Below are 11749 nucleotides of genomic sequence, written 5' to 3'. Positions count from 1 at the left end.
GAAACAGGCTTTTTCGAACCGGAGGTAAACAGGTGAGCACCAAGGATCCAACAAAGGCGGACTCGACCGAGGAGGCCACAGAGGCCAAAGCCGCTTCCAGCCCGCACCCGGACGACTCCCGTAAGCCCGACAGCCCCACCGACGTTGCCAAGCCGGCGTGGGGGTACGTCTTCAAGCGCACGGTCAGCGAGTTCGGCAGGGACCAGTGCACCGACCTCGCAGCAGCGCTCACCTACTACGCCGTGCTCTCGATTTTCCCGGCGCTGCTTGCCCTCGTATCCATCCTTGGCTTCTTCGGGCAGGGCGAAGCAACCACCGGCGCCGTGCTCGACATTCTTCGGAACGTATCGCCTGACACCGCCGAGACCCTGCAGGGGCCGATCGAGCAGCTGGCCTCCTCTGAAGCGGCCGGCCTGACCTTCATTATCGGTATCCTCGGCGCTATCTGGTCAGCGTCCGGTTATGTTGGCGCCTTCGCCCGGGCAATGAACCGGATGTACGAGGTTGAAGAAGGCCGCCCGTTCTACAAGCTGCGCCCGGTGATGCTGCTCATCACCATCGTCGTTCTCTTCCTTGTGGTGCTGATGGCGCTGCTGCTCGTTCTCTCCGGGCCGGTAGCGGAAGCCGTCGGTAGCGCAATCGGCCTTGGTGCCACCGCGGTGACCATCTGGAACATCGCGAAGTGGCCGGTCATGGTGCTCTTCGCCGTGCTGATGATCGCCGTCCTTTACTACGCGGCGCCCAACCTGAAACAGCCGAAGTTCAAGTGGGTTAGCGTCGGATCGATCATCGCGCTACTTGTCCTGGCCATCACCACGGTCGGGTTCTCCCTCTACGTCGCCAACTCCGACAGTTACGAGCGCACGTACGGTGCGATCGCCGGCGTCATCATCTTCCTGTTGTGGCTGTGGCTGGCAAACCTGTCCCTGCTCTTCGGTGCCGAGTTCGACGCCGAGCTTGAGCGGGGCCGCGAACTCCAGGCAGGCATCGAAGCAGAGGAAACGGTGCAACTGCCGCCGAGGGACAGCAAGCAGGCCCGCAAGAAACGGGACAAGCAGATTGAGCTCGTGGACAAGGGCCGCGAACTGCGTCAGAAATACGGCCGCGAACGCAACGATCGGGAGGATTCCAAGTCATGACCCACATCGCAGACATGATCATCGCTCATCCAAGGCCCTCGGGTCACCTGCAGGCGGGTGACCTCGCGGCGGCGATTGAAGCGTGCCTGGATTGCGTGGCGACCTGCGGCAGCTGCGCAGACGCGTGCCTCGGTGAGGAGAGCATCGCCGACCTGCGGCATTGCATCCGGACCGGCCAGGACTGCGCCGACATCTGCCTTGCGACAGTGCGGATGCTGCAGCGCCAGGGCGGGCATCACCCCGCAGTGCTGCGCCCGTTGCTCGAAGCCTGCCTGCAGGCCTGCCGCAATTGCGCGGAGGAGTGCGAGAAGCACGCATCCATGCACGACCATTGCCGTATCTGTGCCGAAGCCTGCCGCCGGTGCGAAGCTGCGTGCGCTGCCCTGTTGGAGAGCCTCGCGTAAACTCACCATTTTCGGGAAACTTGAAGCTTTAAGGAATAGGGTGTGGTCATGGGCGAAGAGAACCAAAGTACCAAGGGCGCTTATGTGGACTCCGGCAGGGAGTTCAAGCGCGACACCAACTACATCGAAACCCGGATCACCCGGGACGGTGGGGACGGTTTCCCGGTTGAGTCCGGCCGCTACCGGTTGATCGCGGCGCGGGCATGCCCGTGGGCCAACCGGTCCATCATCGTGCGGCGACTGCTTGGTCTCGAGGACGCCATTTCCCTCGGGACGCCCGGGCCAACCCATGACAAACGGTCCTGGACCTTTGACCTTGACCCCGGCGGCAAGGACCCCGAGCTTGGCATCGAACGCTTGCAGGAGGCCTACTTCAAGCGTGATCCCGAGTATCCGCGCGGGATCACGGTCCCGGCCATCGTGGACCTGACCACCGGTGCGGTGGTCACCAACAACTACCCGCAGATCACCCTGGACCTCTCCACCGAGTGGACCGAGCACCACCGCGAGGGAGCACCGGAGCTCTATCCCGAAGATCTGCGTGAAGAGATCGACACAGTCAACAAGCGGGTCTTCACCGAGGTCAACAATGGCGTGTACCGCTGCGGTTTCGCCGGGTCGCAGGAAGCGTACGACGACGCCTATGACCGCCTCTTCACCGCCCTCGACTGGCTTGAAGAACGGCTGGCCAGCCAGCGGTACCTTGTAGGGGAATCCATCACCGAGGCCGACGTACGTCTCTTCACCACGCTGGCCCGCTTCGACCCTGTGTACCACGGACACTTCAAGTGCAACCGGAACAAGCTGAGTGAGATGCCAGTGCTGTGGGGCTATGCCCGCGACCTGTTCCAGACCCAGGGCTTTGGCGACACCATCGATTTCGACCAGATCAAGAAGCACTATTACGTGGTCCACGAGGACATCAACCCGACCGGGATTGTGCCAAAAGGTCCGTCCCTGGAGAACTGGCACAGCGAGCATCAGCGTGAGCGTTTGGGTGGCAGCCCCTTCGGGCGGGGAACCCCGCCGACCGCAGCGCCGTAACCCCCAGTGTGATTCATCGTGGGGGAATAGCGTACAGAACCGTTTCCTAATCAAGCCGTGGGTAGGCTAGCCTTACTTAAGTCCGAGATCGACCAGACTTAGGGGAGGAACGAATGGCCATTGACGCCGTCATCTCCCCTCAGGCCTCAGCCGCACCGCCCCGCAAAGGTCACAGTGTGCGTGGACTCAAACTGGCCCTCGCAGCCCTCGTGCTTGTGGCGGCAGCCCTCGCTTCGCTGGTTATCGGCGCCAGGCCAATCGGTCTCGACGTACTTTTTCAGGCACTGACTTCCTTCGACCCCTCAAACGGGGATCACGCCGTCGTAGTTTCGCGTGTGCCCCGCACCGTTGTGGGTCTGCTGGTCGGCGGAGCGCTTGGCCTTGCCGGGGCGGCGATGCAGGGTGTCGCCCGCAATCCGCTGGCAGATCCCGGCATCCTGGGCGTCAACTCCGGAGCCGCGCTCGCAGTAGTCATTGGCATCTTCGTCTTCGGCGTCACCAACATCACCGGGTATATCTGGTTCGCCTTCTTCGGGGCGGCAGCGGCGGCCGTCCTGGTCTACGCGATCGCCAGCCTTGGTCGCGACGGCGCCACCCCCATCAAACTGGCCCTCGCCGGTGCGGCACTCTCGGCAGGCATGGTCTCGCTGCTTAATGCCGTGCTCGTTTCCAGCCAGCAGACCTTCGATACTTTCAGGTTCTGGCAGGTAGGTTCGGTGTCCGGCCGGGGCTGGGATGTCATCGTTCCCGTGATTCCCTTCCTGGCGTTCGGCATTTTGTTGACGTTGCTCACCGGCAAGGTGCTCAACAGCCTCTCGCTCGGCGACGACATCGCCCGTGGCCTCGGCCAGAACGTCACGGTGACCCGCGCGCTCACGGCACTCGGCGTCGTCGTGCTCTGTGGTGCGGCAACGGCGGCAGCGGGACCGATCAGCTTCATCGGCCTCGTCATTCCGCACGTGGTGCGGGCCTTCACGGGACCGGATTACCGCTGGATTCTGCCGTTCTCCCTGATTCTGGCGCCCGTGCTGCTGCTCACGGCCGACATCATTGGCCGCATCGTGCTTCCGCCGGGCGAAGTGCAGGTGGGCATCGTGACCGCGATAATCGGCGCACCCGTATTCATCTGGCTGGTACGACGCCGGAAGCTGGCGCAGCTATGACCCTCACCGAGCGCAAGCCACCCGCTGAGTGCGCAGATAACACGGGAATACGGCTGCCAAAGAGTGATCATCTGCGCACTCAGCGGGCCGTGAAGCTCGGCTCCCTGCTCCTTGCCATCCTGGTGCTCAGCGCCGTCACCGTCCTCCTCGGCCGGTACACGGTAACCATCCCGGACTTCTTCCGCATCCTCGGCGGCGCGGACATCCCCGGGGCCAGCTTCATCGTCATGGAGAACCGGCTGCCGCGTGTGCTCATCGGCGTGATGATCGGCATGGCATTCGGCGTGGCAGGCGCGATCTTCCAGACCATGCTCCGCAACCCGCTGGCCAGCCCGGACATCATCGGCATCAGCTACGGTGCCAGCGCGTCGGCGGTGCTCGCGATCGTCCTGCTTGGTGCTTCCGGGCTGATGCTTTCGGGCTTCGCGATGGCCGGAGCGCTTGTGGTGGCGCTGGGGATCTACTCCATCTCCCGTCGCGGGGGAGTGGCCGGCTACCGGCTCATCCTTGTTGGCATCGGTTTCTCGGCGGTGCTGCAGTCTGTGGTGAGCTTCCTACTCACCCGGACCGATATCAACCTTGCCTCTGAAGCGCTGGTCTGGCTCAACGGTTCACTCAACTCGAGCAACTGGGACCGCGTGACCGTATTGTCAGTGGCGCTCCTCGTGCTGGCGCCCGCCGTCGTCGTACTTTCTCGTTCGCTCCGTGGGCTGGAACTGGGCGACGACGCCGCAGCCGCCCTCGGCGTGAATGTCGAGAGGTCTCGGCTCGGGCTCATTGTCACCGGCGTGCTGCTTGCCGCGGTTGCGACGGCGGCTGCGGGGCCGGTTGCCTTCATCGCGTTCCTTTCCGGGCCCATCGCGCGCCGGTTCCTGCGCGGCTACAGACCGCTGCTGGGCGCGGCGCTGGTGGGGGCAGTGATTGTGCTGGCCGGAGACTTCGTCGGGAGCAACCTGATCCCCGGAGTTTCGCTGCCGGTCGGCGTGATCACGGGCGTGCTGGGCGCGCCGTTCCTGCTGTGGCTTCTGGCCACATCCAACCGATCCGGCCAGGGAGGCTGACATGAGGCTCGAAGCGAAGGACCTCACGCTCGCGTACGAAGACCGCCAGGTCGTCAAAGACCTCACGGTTGAACTGCCCGCGGGCAGGGTCACCGTCATTGTCGGTGCAAACGCGTGCGGCAAGTCGACGCTCCTGCGCGGACTTGCCCGGCTCCTCAAGCCGGCGTCAGGCACCGTGCTGCTGGACGGCAAGGACATCCATTCGCTGTCCACCCGCGCGGTCGCCAAAACCCTGGGGCTGCTCCCGCAGACTCCCGTCGCCCCGGACGGCATCTCCGTAGCGGACCTCGTGGGCCGCGGCCGCTACCCCCACCAGGGGTGGTTCCGGCAGTGGAGCCCCGACGACGACGCCGCAGTGGCCGCCGCGCTGAACGCCACCGACACGCTCGAACTGGCCGAGCGGAACGTCGACGAGCTCTCCGGCGGGCAGCGCCAGCGGGTCTGGATCGCGATGGCACTTGCCCAGCAGACAGACGTCCTGCTCCTCGACGAGCCGACCACCTTCCTCGACGTGGCGCACCAGGTCGAGGTGCTGGACCTCATCACCGACCTGAACCGCAGGGCGGGAACCACGGTCGCCATTGTGCTGCACGACCTCAACCTCGCAGCCCGCTACGCCGACCACCTCATCGCCATGAAGGGTGGGCGCATCGTGGCGGAGGGCTCGCCATCGGACGTTGTGACGGAGGAAACCGTGGCCGAGGTCTTCGGGCTGCAGTCCCACGTTCTCGTGGACCCGGTGTCGGGTACGCCGATGGTGGTGCCGATCGGCCGCCACCACAGCGCGCCAGCCACCGCATCACAGACCACCCAGGGCCAGAACCTGGGTTTTTTAGCCAACCCGCAGGACGGGCTACAAGCACTGACCATGGAGGCAGCATCGTGACCGAAGTCAGCACCAGCAGGACCCGAAGGGTGAGGTCACAGGCGACGTCACAGGCGAGGTCACAGGCCACGTCACAGGCCCGCAGGGAATCGCGCACAGGAACCAAGGCGGCCACCTCATCGCAGGGTGCGGTCTCGGCGGTCAAGGCGTTCGACGTCGTCGTCAGCCGTGTGGAGCGGCTCAGCGCCAACTTCCAGCGGATCACGTTCGGCGGTGCATGCCTCGCCGACTTCGGTGTGCAGGGCCACACCTTCGACCTCCGTATCAAGGTGATGATCCCGCCGGCCGGTGGCGAGTGCGCCAACATCGGGGAACTGATGGCCGACGGCGGTGCCGCCTGGTACCAGCAGTGGCTCGGGCTGGACCCGAAGGAGCGCGGAGACATGCGCACCTACACGGTCCGCGACTCCCGCTGCGACCAGGATGTGCCCGAGATCGATGTCGACTTCGTCATGCACCTCGATGAGGACGGCAAGGGCGGCCCGGCTTCCCAGTGGGCTGCTGCCGCTGTACCCGGTGATCGGGTGTGGCTTATCGGGCCGAACGTCCACGCGGCGACCTGCGCAACTGCCGGTGCCTACGGCGGAATCGAGTGGCGGCCCGGGCTGGCCCAGAACGTGGTGCTGGCCGGGGATGAGACCGCCGTCCCGGCGATCAGCGCCATCCTGGAATCACTTCCCGTGGATATGAGCGGGCACGCGTTCCTCGAAGTGCCGGACAGCTCCGACATCCAGGACATTCAGACCCATTCCAACGTCGGGATCAGTTGGCTGGTCCGCGGAGGGCGGCCGCACGGCGAACTTCTCGACGCCGCTGTCCGGCTGACCGTGAAGGTTCCGGGCTGGGTTTCGCTCGCAGCTCCATTCCGCGTGAGCCTCGGAGCGGATACCCCCGCCGCGCAGGCACTCACCGCCGCAGCTGGCGGTGCTCCCGGTCCCGAGCCCGAGGAGATCGACATTGACAAGACCATTCTCTGGGAAACCCCGCAACTGCTGGACGCCGCAGCGCTGGGCGGGTCATTGAATCCGGACAAGCCCTCCGGCGCGCTGCCGTTCTACGCATGGATTGCCGGCGAGGCTGCCGTCGTCCGTGGACTGCGCCGGTACCTGGTGCGGGACGTCGGCATCGACCGCAAGCAGGTGGCCTTCATGGGCTACTGGCGTCAGGGAAAATCGGAGCTCTAGCCAGGGTGTGTCTGGGCAAGGCGCCCAGTCACACAAACGCTAGGGCGTCGGGTTGGTGAGGATTGCCGGGTCCTTCTTGCCGTATGGCATGCGGAGCTTCAGCGAGAACGGTTCAACCCGGAAGGCCATGTGGGTGCCCTTGCCGAGGGCATCGCCGTCGAGCTGGATTTCCAGCGGAGTATCGGACTGCACCTCCGCCGATTTGCACTGGAAGTACTCGAGCGAAGGATCCTTGCCCTTGCCGCGCGCCACCAGTTTGCCGAGCACGGCGAACCAGCCGAAGGCGCCGCTCGGGGCCACGGTCATGATGTCCAGTAGTCCGTCGTCGATCTTTGCCCCGGGAAAAATTTCCAGACCGCCCATGATCTTCCCGCAGTTTCCGCCCATCACGCTGCGCAGGCGCCGGGTGATCTGCTTGCCGCCGTCAAGCCGGATGGTCACCTTGGACGGCTTGCCCTGCAGATTGCGGATGCCGGCGTCCACGTAGGCCAGCCAGCCGACCTTGTCCTTCAGGTCATCCCTGGTGTCGGCCATGATGGACGCGTCGAAACCAAGGCCGGCCATCACCAGGAACACATGGGCGTCCTGTGCGCGGTCAACGTTTACGTAGACAACGTCGACCTGCCGCTCGGTGCCCAGCATTGCCGCCTCGACTGCAGCCTCGGGGTCATCAACATCAATATCAAGGTTGCGGGCGAGCAAGTTGCCCGTGCCCATCGGCAACAGGCCAAGCGCCGTCGTCGTGCCCGCGAGTTCCTCAGCCACGCACCGCACGGTGCCGTCGCCGCCGGCTGCAATAACGACGTCGACGCCGGCCTTCAGCGCTTCCTGCGCCTGGCCATGCCCTGGGTCGTCAACGGTGGTCTCCAGAATCAGGGGCTCATCCCAGCCTTCGGACTCGCTGAGCTTCGTGACGATGCCGCGGATATCCGCCTCGGTTGGCTTCACCGGGTTGATGATGACGGCGGCGCGCTTGCGGCCTGAATCCGTGCCTGATTGGGGTGAGGATGAAACTTCCGGCACAGATTCCATGTGTGATCTCCTGATTAGAGTGACTCGTAACCGAGCTTAGCGTTCAGGACTATGCTGGGTGGGCCAACTCTCAGAACTCACGGGACCGAAAGAGGGGTCATGAGCAAGGACCAGGAAACGCCAAAGCCCGCCGACAAGGCGGCACAGGAGGGCAATGATTTCGGCGGCTCGCCGACCTTCCCCAATCCTCCTTCGGCACAGCCAACCGGGCACCAGCCCGGAGACACGGCGGGCGACACAACGGGCGCTTCGAAGGAGTTCAACGGTTCCTACACGGAAACCGGGCACCACACCCAAACCGAGTACGACGCCGGTGACCAGTCCGGCTCGAAGGAGGACTAAGGCGCGGTGGAGTTCACGCAAAAGTATGTAGCGCTTGGAGACTCGTTCACCGAGGGTGTGGGCGACTGGGATCCGGAAAGCCCCAACGGAGTGCGCGGCTGGGCGGACCGGGTAGCGGAACAGCTGATCCTCGCCGACCCGTCCTGGGGCTACGCCAATATCGCGATCCGCGGACGTAAGATGCGCCAGATCCTCGCGGAGCAGGTCGACGCGGCCCTCGAGTTGAAGCCCACCCTGGTCACCATCTACGCGGGCGCCAACGACATCCTGCGTCCGAGGATCGACCTGGATGAGTTGCTGGAAGCGTACGACGGCGGCATTGCGCGGCTGCGCGCGTCCGGTGCGGCTGTGGTGATGTTCACCGGGTTTGATTCGTCGAAGTCTGCTGTCTTCGGCAAGACCCGCGGCCGGACAGCGGTCTACAACGAACTGGTACGTGAGATCGCGGACCGGCGGGACGCCGAGATTGCCGACTACTGGCGCATGCGCGAATTTCAGAACTGGGACTACTGGGATGAGGACCGGATGCACATGTCCACTGCGGGGCACACGCTGATGGCCGCCAAGGTGCTTGAAGTCCTGAAGTCAGCGCACACCATCGAGGTCCCCGAGCTTGACGCACGGCCGGCACTTACCCGCTTGGCCCAGTTAAAGGCTGATGCCAGCTGGGCGCGGGAGCATCTGGGCCCGTGGGTGGGACGCAGGTTGCGTGGACAATCCTCGGGGGACCAGCTGCAGTCCAGGTACCCTCAGCTCACCCACCCGGTACGCCAGCGTCACACCGCGTCGCCCTGACAGGTCTTCGTCTGCCAGAATTGGCTTATGACAGGCGCACGGTGGTTGAATCCTGCGGAACGGCAGGCTTGGTTGGCGCTTTACGCTGTCGCGACCATGCTTCCCGGATCCCTTGATGCGGACCTCAACAAACGGTCGAAAATCACCCTCTTCGACTACCACGTGCTGGCCATGCTCTCCGAGACCGGCGACCACACGCTGCCCATGAGTGAACTGGCCAAGCGGTCCAACGCCTCGCTGTCGCGGCTGAGCCATGTGGTGACCAAACTTGAGGGCAGGCAGTGGGTTCGCCGGAGCCAGAGCACACAGGATCTTCGCGTGACCACGGCAACCATCACATCCGAGGGGATCGAGAACGTGCAGGCGCTCGCCGTGGACCACGTCGAGTATGTGCGGCAGCTGGTCTTCGATGCGCTCACCGAAGAGGACGTAGCGGACCTTGAACGGGTCGGCAGGAAGATCCTGGGGCGATTGGATGAGAACCACTGGATCCTGAAGCAGTCCGCACCGGTTGTGCCGGCATGAAGACACCCTCCGTCCTTGCGCTGATCCTGGCGGGTGGGGCGGGTGGACGGCTGGGTGCCCTAACGGACCATAAAGCCAAACCGGCGGTGCCTGTCGGCGGCACGTACCGCCTGATCGACATTCCGCTCTCCAACCTGCACCACAGCCACATCTCCGACGTGTGGGTGATCGAGCAGTATCAGCCGAAGTCCGTCAACGATCATCTGGCCAACGGCCGGCCATGGGACCTCGACCGCACGAACTGAGGGCTCCGCGTGCTGCCTCCGTTCGAGGGCGAGCACGGCGAGGGTTTCGCTGAAGGCAACGCCGATGGACTGTATCGCCAGGCGGCGTACATCCGCGAGTTCGCGCCGGATTACGTGCTGGTTCTCAGCGCTGACCACCTTTACCAGCTGGACTACCGGGACGTGCTGAAAACCCACCAGGACACCGGTGCCGTACTCACCATGGTCACCAAACAGTTCGACGGCGATGCTTCCCAGCACGGCGTGGTTGAAGTGGCGGACGGCCTGATTACCGGCTTCGAGTACAAGCCGGAGAAGCCGAAAACCGACCTGGTGGCAGCGGAGATCTTCCTCTATTCGGCAGACGTGCTGCTTGAAACGCTTCACCAACTCCACGAGCGTGAGGGCAGCCTTGAGGACTACGGGGATCAGCTGATCCCGCACCTGGTGGACAAGGAGACGGTCGCAGAGCACCGCCTTGAGTCCTACTGGCTTGATCTTGGCACTCCTGAGAACTACCACCGCGCCCACATGGACCTGCTTGACGGGCAAGGCCTGGCCTTTGACAGTCCCGAGTGGCCCATCCTCGGCGCCAACACGCGCCGTCTGCCGGCGTTCATTGAGGAAAGCGCACGCATCGACGGGAGCCTCATCTCCCAGGGCGCGCGCATTGCGGGCGCGGTCACCCACAGCGTTATCGGTCCCGACGCCGTTGTGGAGGCGGGCGCCGTCGTCGTCGACTCTGTGGTGCTGGATGGTGCGAGGATCCGCAAGGGCGCGGTAGTCCGCTCCGCGATCGTGGACTCCACCGCTGAGGTTCGGGCAGGCGACTTCGGCGAAGCGGGGAGCGTCACGGTGATTGATTCGGATGGCGTGGCGGAATAGCCGCAGCGATTGGTCTTAAACCCTGCCACCTCCTAGAATGGAGGGGCATCAGTTGGCGGAGCGTGCGCAATTGCTCCGGTTCTCGGGATTATTCTTGCCCGGCGGCCGGTAGTTAGGGGCTCAAGTTGCGCAAGGTAGCGCGTATCCGGCGGTCTTGATCGTCACCAAGGACGCCACTGAATGCATTCCAAGGCAGGTAGGACTTCATGTTTACCTGCTCTATTCAACATTTGGAGGACCATCATGGCAGCTCACTGCCAAGTGACAGGAGCCGAGCCGGGCTTCGGGCACAGCATCTCGCACTCGCACCGGCGCACCAAGCGCAGGTTCGACCCAAACATCCAGAAGAAGCGCTATTGGGTTCCGTCCCTGCGCCGCAACGTCACGCTGCAGGTTTCGGCCCGCGGCATCAAGACCATCGACGTCCGCGGTATTGACGCCGTCGTCGCTGCGATCCAGGCACGGGGAGTGAAGCTCTAATGGCAAAGGACAAAGACGTACGTCCGATCATCAAGCTGAAGTCCACGGCTGGCACCGGGTACACCTACGTAACCCGCAAGAACCGCCGTAATGACCCGGACCGCATGGTTCTGATGAAGTATGACCCCAAGATCCGCAAGCACGTTGAATTCCGAGAGGAGCGCTAAACATATGGCTAAGAAGTCAAAGATTGCTCGTAACGAGCAGCGCAAGGTCATTGTTGAGCGCTACGCGGCGAAGCGCCTCGAGCTCAAGAAGACCCTTGTCGATGCAAACGCAACTGACGAGGCCCGCGAGGCTGCACGCCTCGGCCTGCAGAAGCTGCCCCGCAACGCGTCGCCGGTTCGCCTGCGTAACCGCGACCAGATTGACGGCCGCCCCCGTGGCACGCTCCAGAAGTTCGGCATCTCGCGTGTCCGCTTCCGCGACATGGCACACCGCGGCGAGCTGCCCGGCGTAACCAAGTCCAGCTGGTAAGCCTTCAGTTTCACGCTGGAGCGGCGACTCTCACGGGTCGCCGCTCCAGCCATTTAACGGGTTACTTCAATTCGTGGCCAACTCGTGCAAGGCTGCTTCCCACATCGA

At 64.0% G+C, this 11749-nt stretch carries 15 protein-coding genes and 1 pseudogene; 15 read left to right on the top strand and 1 reads right to left on the bottom strand.

The features are described from left to right. The first annotated feature begins 32 nt into the window (after nt 1-32). From ACWA1U_RS01045 to ACWA1U_RS01015, 7 genes are all read left to right on the top strand, one after another. A complete protein-coding gene (locus ACWA1U_RS01045; protein ID WP_463723494.1) occupies nt 33-1139 on the top strand; it encodes a YihY/virulence factor BrkB family protein in 1107 nt (368 codons plus the stop codon). Beyond that, nucleotides 1136-1543 (top strand): four-helix bundle copper-binding protein, encoded by a 408-nt coding sequence (locus ACWA1U_RS01040; protein WP_463723493.1) that lies wholly within the window; start codon nt 1136-1138, stop codon nt 1541-1543. Before ACWA1U_RS01045 ends, ACWA1U_RS01040 begins: the two co-directional genes overlap by 4 nt. Nucleotides 1544-1591: 48 nt before the next feature. Further along, nucleotides 1592-2587: a glutathione S-transferase family protein gene (locus ACWA1U_RS01035; protein WP_463723492.1), complete on the top strand. Its 996-nt coding sequence runs from the start codon at nt 1592-1594 to the stop codon at nt 2585-2587. Nucleotides 2588-2700: 113 nt separating this feature from the next. Beyond that, nucleotides 2701-3750, top strand: coding sequence for a FecCD family ABC transporter permease (locus ACWA1U_RS01030; RefSeq protein ID WP_463723491.1), 1050 nt, complete (start codon nt 2701-2703; stop codon nt 3748-3750). After that, nucleotides 3747-4811 carry a FecCD family ABC transporter permease gene (locus tag ACWA1U_RS01025; protein WP_463723490.1) on the top strand — a complete coding sequence of 355 codons (1065 nt, stop codon included), beginning with the start codon at nt 3747-3749 and terminating at the stop codon, nt 4809-4811. The genes ACWA1U_RS01030 and ACWA1U_RS01025 overlap by 4 nt, the downstream gene beginning before the upstream one ends. A 1-nt stretch (nt 4812) precedes the next feature. After that, nucleotides 4813-5697: an ABC transporter ATP-binding protein gene (locus ACWA1U_RS01020; RefSeq protein ID WP_463723489.1), complete on the top strand. Its 885-nt coding sequence runs from the start codon at nt 4813-4815 to the stop codon at nt 5695-5697. 170 nt (nt 5698-5867) lie between these two features. Then, complete coding sequence (locus ACWA1U_RS01015; protein WP_463724922.1) at nt 5868-6881, top strand: siderophore-interacting protein; 1014 nt, start codon at nt 5868-5870, stop codon at nt 6879-6881. Nucleotides 6882-6920: 39 nt separating this feature from the next. On the opposite strand, the gene ACWA1U_RS01010 is transcribed toward ACWA1U_RS01015, so the two are convergent. Next, nucleotides 6921-7913 (bottom strand): diacylglycerol/lipid kinase family protein, encoded by a 993-nt coding sequence (locus ACWA1U_RS01010; protein ID WP_463723488.1) that lies wholly within the window; start codon nt 7911-7913, stop codon nt 6921-6923. A gap of 99 nt (nt 7914-8012) precedes the next feature. Here ACWA1U_RS01010 and ACWA1U_RS01005 point away from each other — a divergent pair, with 99 nt between their 5' ends. The 8 genes and pseudogenes from ACWA1U_RS01005 (at nt 8013) to rpsN (ending at nt 11641) form a co-directional block, all read left to right on the top strand. Continuing rightward, nucleotides 8013-8255 (top strand): hypothetical protein, encoded by a 243-nt coding sequence (locus ACWA1U_RS01005; RefSeq protein WP_463723487.1) that lies wholly within the window; start codon nt 8013-8015, stop codon nt 8253-8255. A gap of 6 nt (nt 8256-8261) precedes the next feature. Then, nucleotides 8262-9050, top strand: a complete 789-nt coding sequence (locus ACWA1U_RS01000; RefSeq protein ID WP_463723486.1) for an SGNH/GDSL hydrolase family protein — start codon at nt 8262-8264, stop codon at nt 9048-9050. Nucleotides 9051-9077: 27 nt separating this feature from the next. Beyond that, complete coding sequence (locus ACWA1U_RS00995) at nt 9078-9575, top strand: MarR family winged helix-turn-helix transcriptional regulator (protein WP_463723485.1); 498 nt, start codon at nt 9078-9080, stop codon at nt 9573-9575. Continuing rightward, nucleotides 9572-10333, top strand: a pseudogene (locus ACWA1U_RS00990) (glucose-1-phosphate adenylyltransferase family protein); the annotation flags it as partial. The gene ACWA1U_RS00995 and the pseudogene ACWA1U_RS00990, both read left to right, overlap by 4 nt. Then, nucleotides 10331-10684: a GlgC family sugar phosphate nucleotidyltransferase gene (locus ACWA1U_RS00985; RefSeq protein WP_463724921.1), complete on the top strand. Its 354-nt coding sequence runs from the start codon at nt 10331-10333 to the stop codon at nt 10682-10684. The pseudogene ACWA1U_RS00990 and the gene ACWA1U_RS00985, both read left to right, overlap by 3 nt. A 243-nt stretch (nt 10685-10927) precedes the next feature. After that, complete coding sequence (gene rpmB / locus ACWA1U_RS00980; protein WP_463723484.1) at nt 10928-11164, top strand: 50S ribosomal protein L28; 237 nt, start codon at nt 10928-10930, stop codon at nt 11162-11164. Next, nucleotides 11164-11331 (top strand): 50S ribosomal protein L33, encoded by a 168-nt coding sequence (rpmG, locus tag ACWA1U_RS00975; protein ID WP_019481734.1) that lies wholly within the window; start codon nt 11164-11166, stop codon nt 11329-11331. Before rpmB ends, rpmG begins: the two co-directional genes overlap by 1 nt. Before the next feature lie 4 nt (nt 11332-11335). Continuing rightward, nucleotides 11336-11641 carry a 30S ribosomal protein S14 gene (gene rpsN / locus ACWA1U_RS00970; RefSeq protein WP_026532176.1) on the top strand — a complete coding sequence of 102 codons (306 nt, stop codon included), beginning with the start codon at nt 11336-11338 and terminating at the stop codon, nt 11639-11641. The last annotated feature ends 108 nt before the right edge of the window (nt 11642-11749 follow it).

It is taken from the genome of Arthrobacter sp. TRD_SC_6 (assembly GCF_055361185.1).
The sequence above is the reverse complement of the archived record's forward strand: the minus strand, read 5'-3'. Positions and strand labels throughout refer to the sequence as shown.

What these genes read in the sequence shown, in the direction of transcription:
- ACWA1U_RS00995 (WP_463723485.1), top strand. Translation starts at nt 9,078, where the DNA reads ATGACAGGCGCACGGTGGTTGAATCCTGCGGAACGGCAGGCTTGGTTG.
- ACWA1U_RS01035 (WP_463723492.1), top strand. Translation starts at nt 1,592, where the DNA reads ATGGGCGAAGAGAACCAAAGTACCAAGGGCGCTTATGTGGACTCCGGC.
- ACWA1U_RS01030 (WP_463723491.1), top strand. Translation starts at nt 2,701, where the DNA reads ATGGCCATTGACGCCGTCATCTCCCCTCAGGCCTCAGCCGCACCGCCC.
- ACWA1U_RS01025 (WP_463723490.1), top strand. Translation starts at nt 3,747, where the DNA reads ATGACCCTCACCGAGCGCAAGCCACCCGCTGAGTGCGCAGATAACACG.
- ACWA1U_RS01005 (WP_463723487.1), top strand. Translation starts at nt 8,013, where the DNA reads ATGAGCAAGGACCAGGAAACGCCAAAGCCCGCCGACAAGGCGGCACAG.
- ACWA1U_RS01040 (WP_463723493.1), top strand. Translation starts at nt 1,136, where the DNA reads ATGACCCACATCGCAGACATGATCATCGCTCATCCAAGGCCCTCGGGT.
- ACWA1U_RS01010 (WP_463723488.1), bottom strand. Translation starts at nt 7,913, where the DNA reads ATGGAATCTGTGCCGGAAGTTTCATCCTCACCCCAATCAGGCACGGAT.
- rpsN (WP_026532176.1), top strand. Translation starts at nt 11,336, where the DNA reads ATGGCTAAGAAGTCAAAGATTGCTCGTAACGAGCAGCGCAAGGTCATT.
- ACWA1U_RS01020 (WP_463723489.1), top strand. Translation starts at nt 4,813, where the DNA reads ATGAGGCTCGAAGCGAAGGACCTCACGCTCGCGTACGAAGACCGCCAG.
- ACWA1U_RS00985 (WP_463724921.1), top strand. Translation starts at nt 10,331, where the DNA reads ATGGACCTGCTTGACGGGCAAGGCCTGGCCTTTGACAGTCCCGAGTGG.
- rpmB (WP_463723484.1), top strand. Translation starts at nt 10,928, where the DNA reads ATGGCAGCTCACTGCCAAGTGACAGGAGCCGAGCCGGGCTTCGGGCAC.
- rpmG (WP_019481734.1), top strand. Translation starts at nt 11,164, where the DNA reads ATGGCAAAGGACAAAGACGTACGTCCGATCATCAAGCTGAAGTCCACG.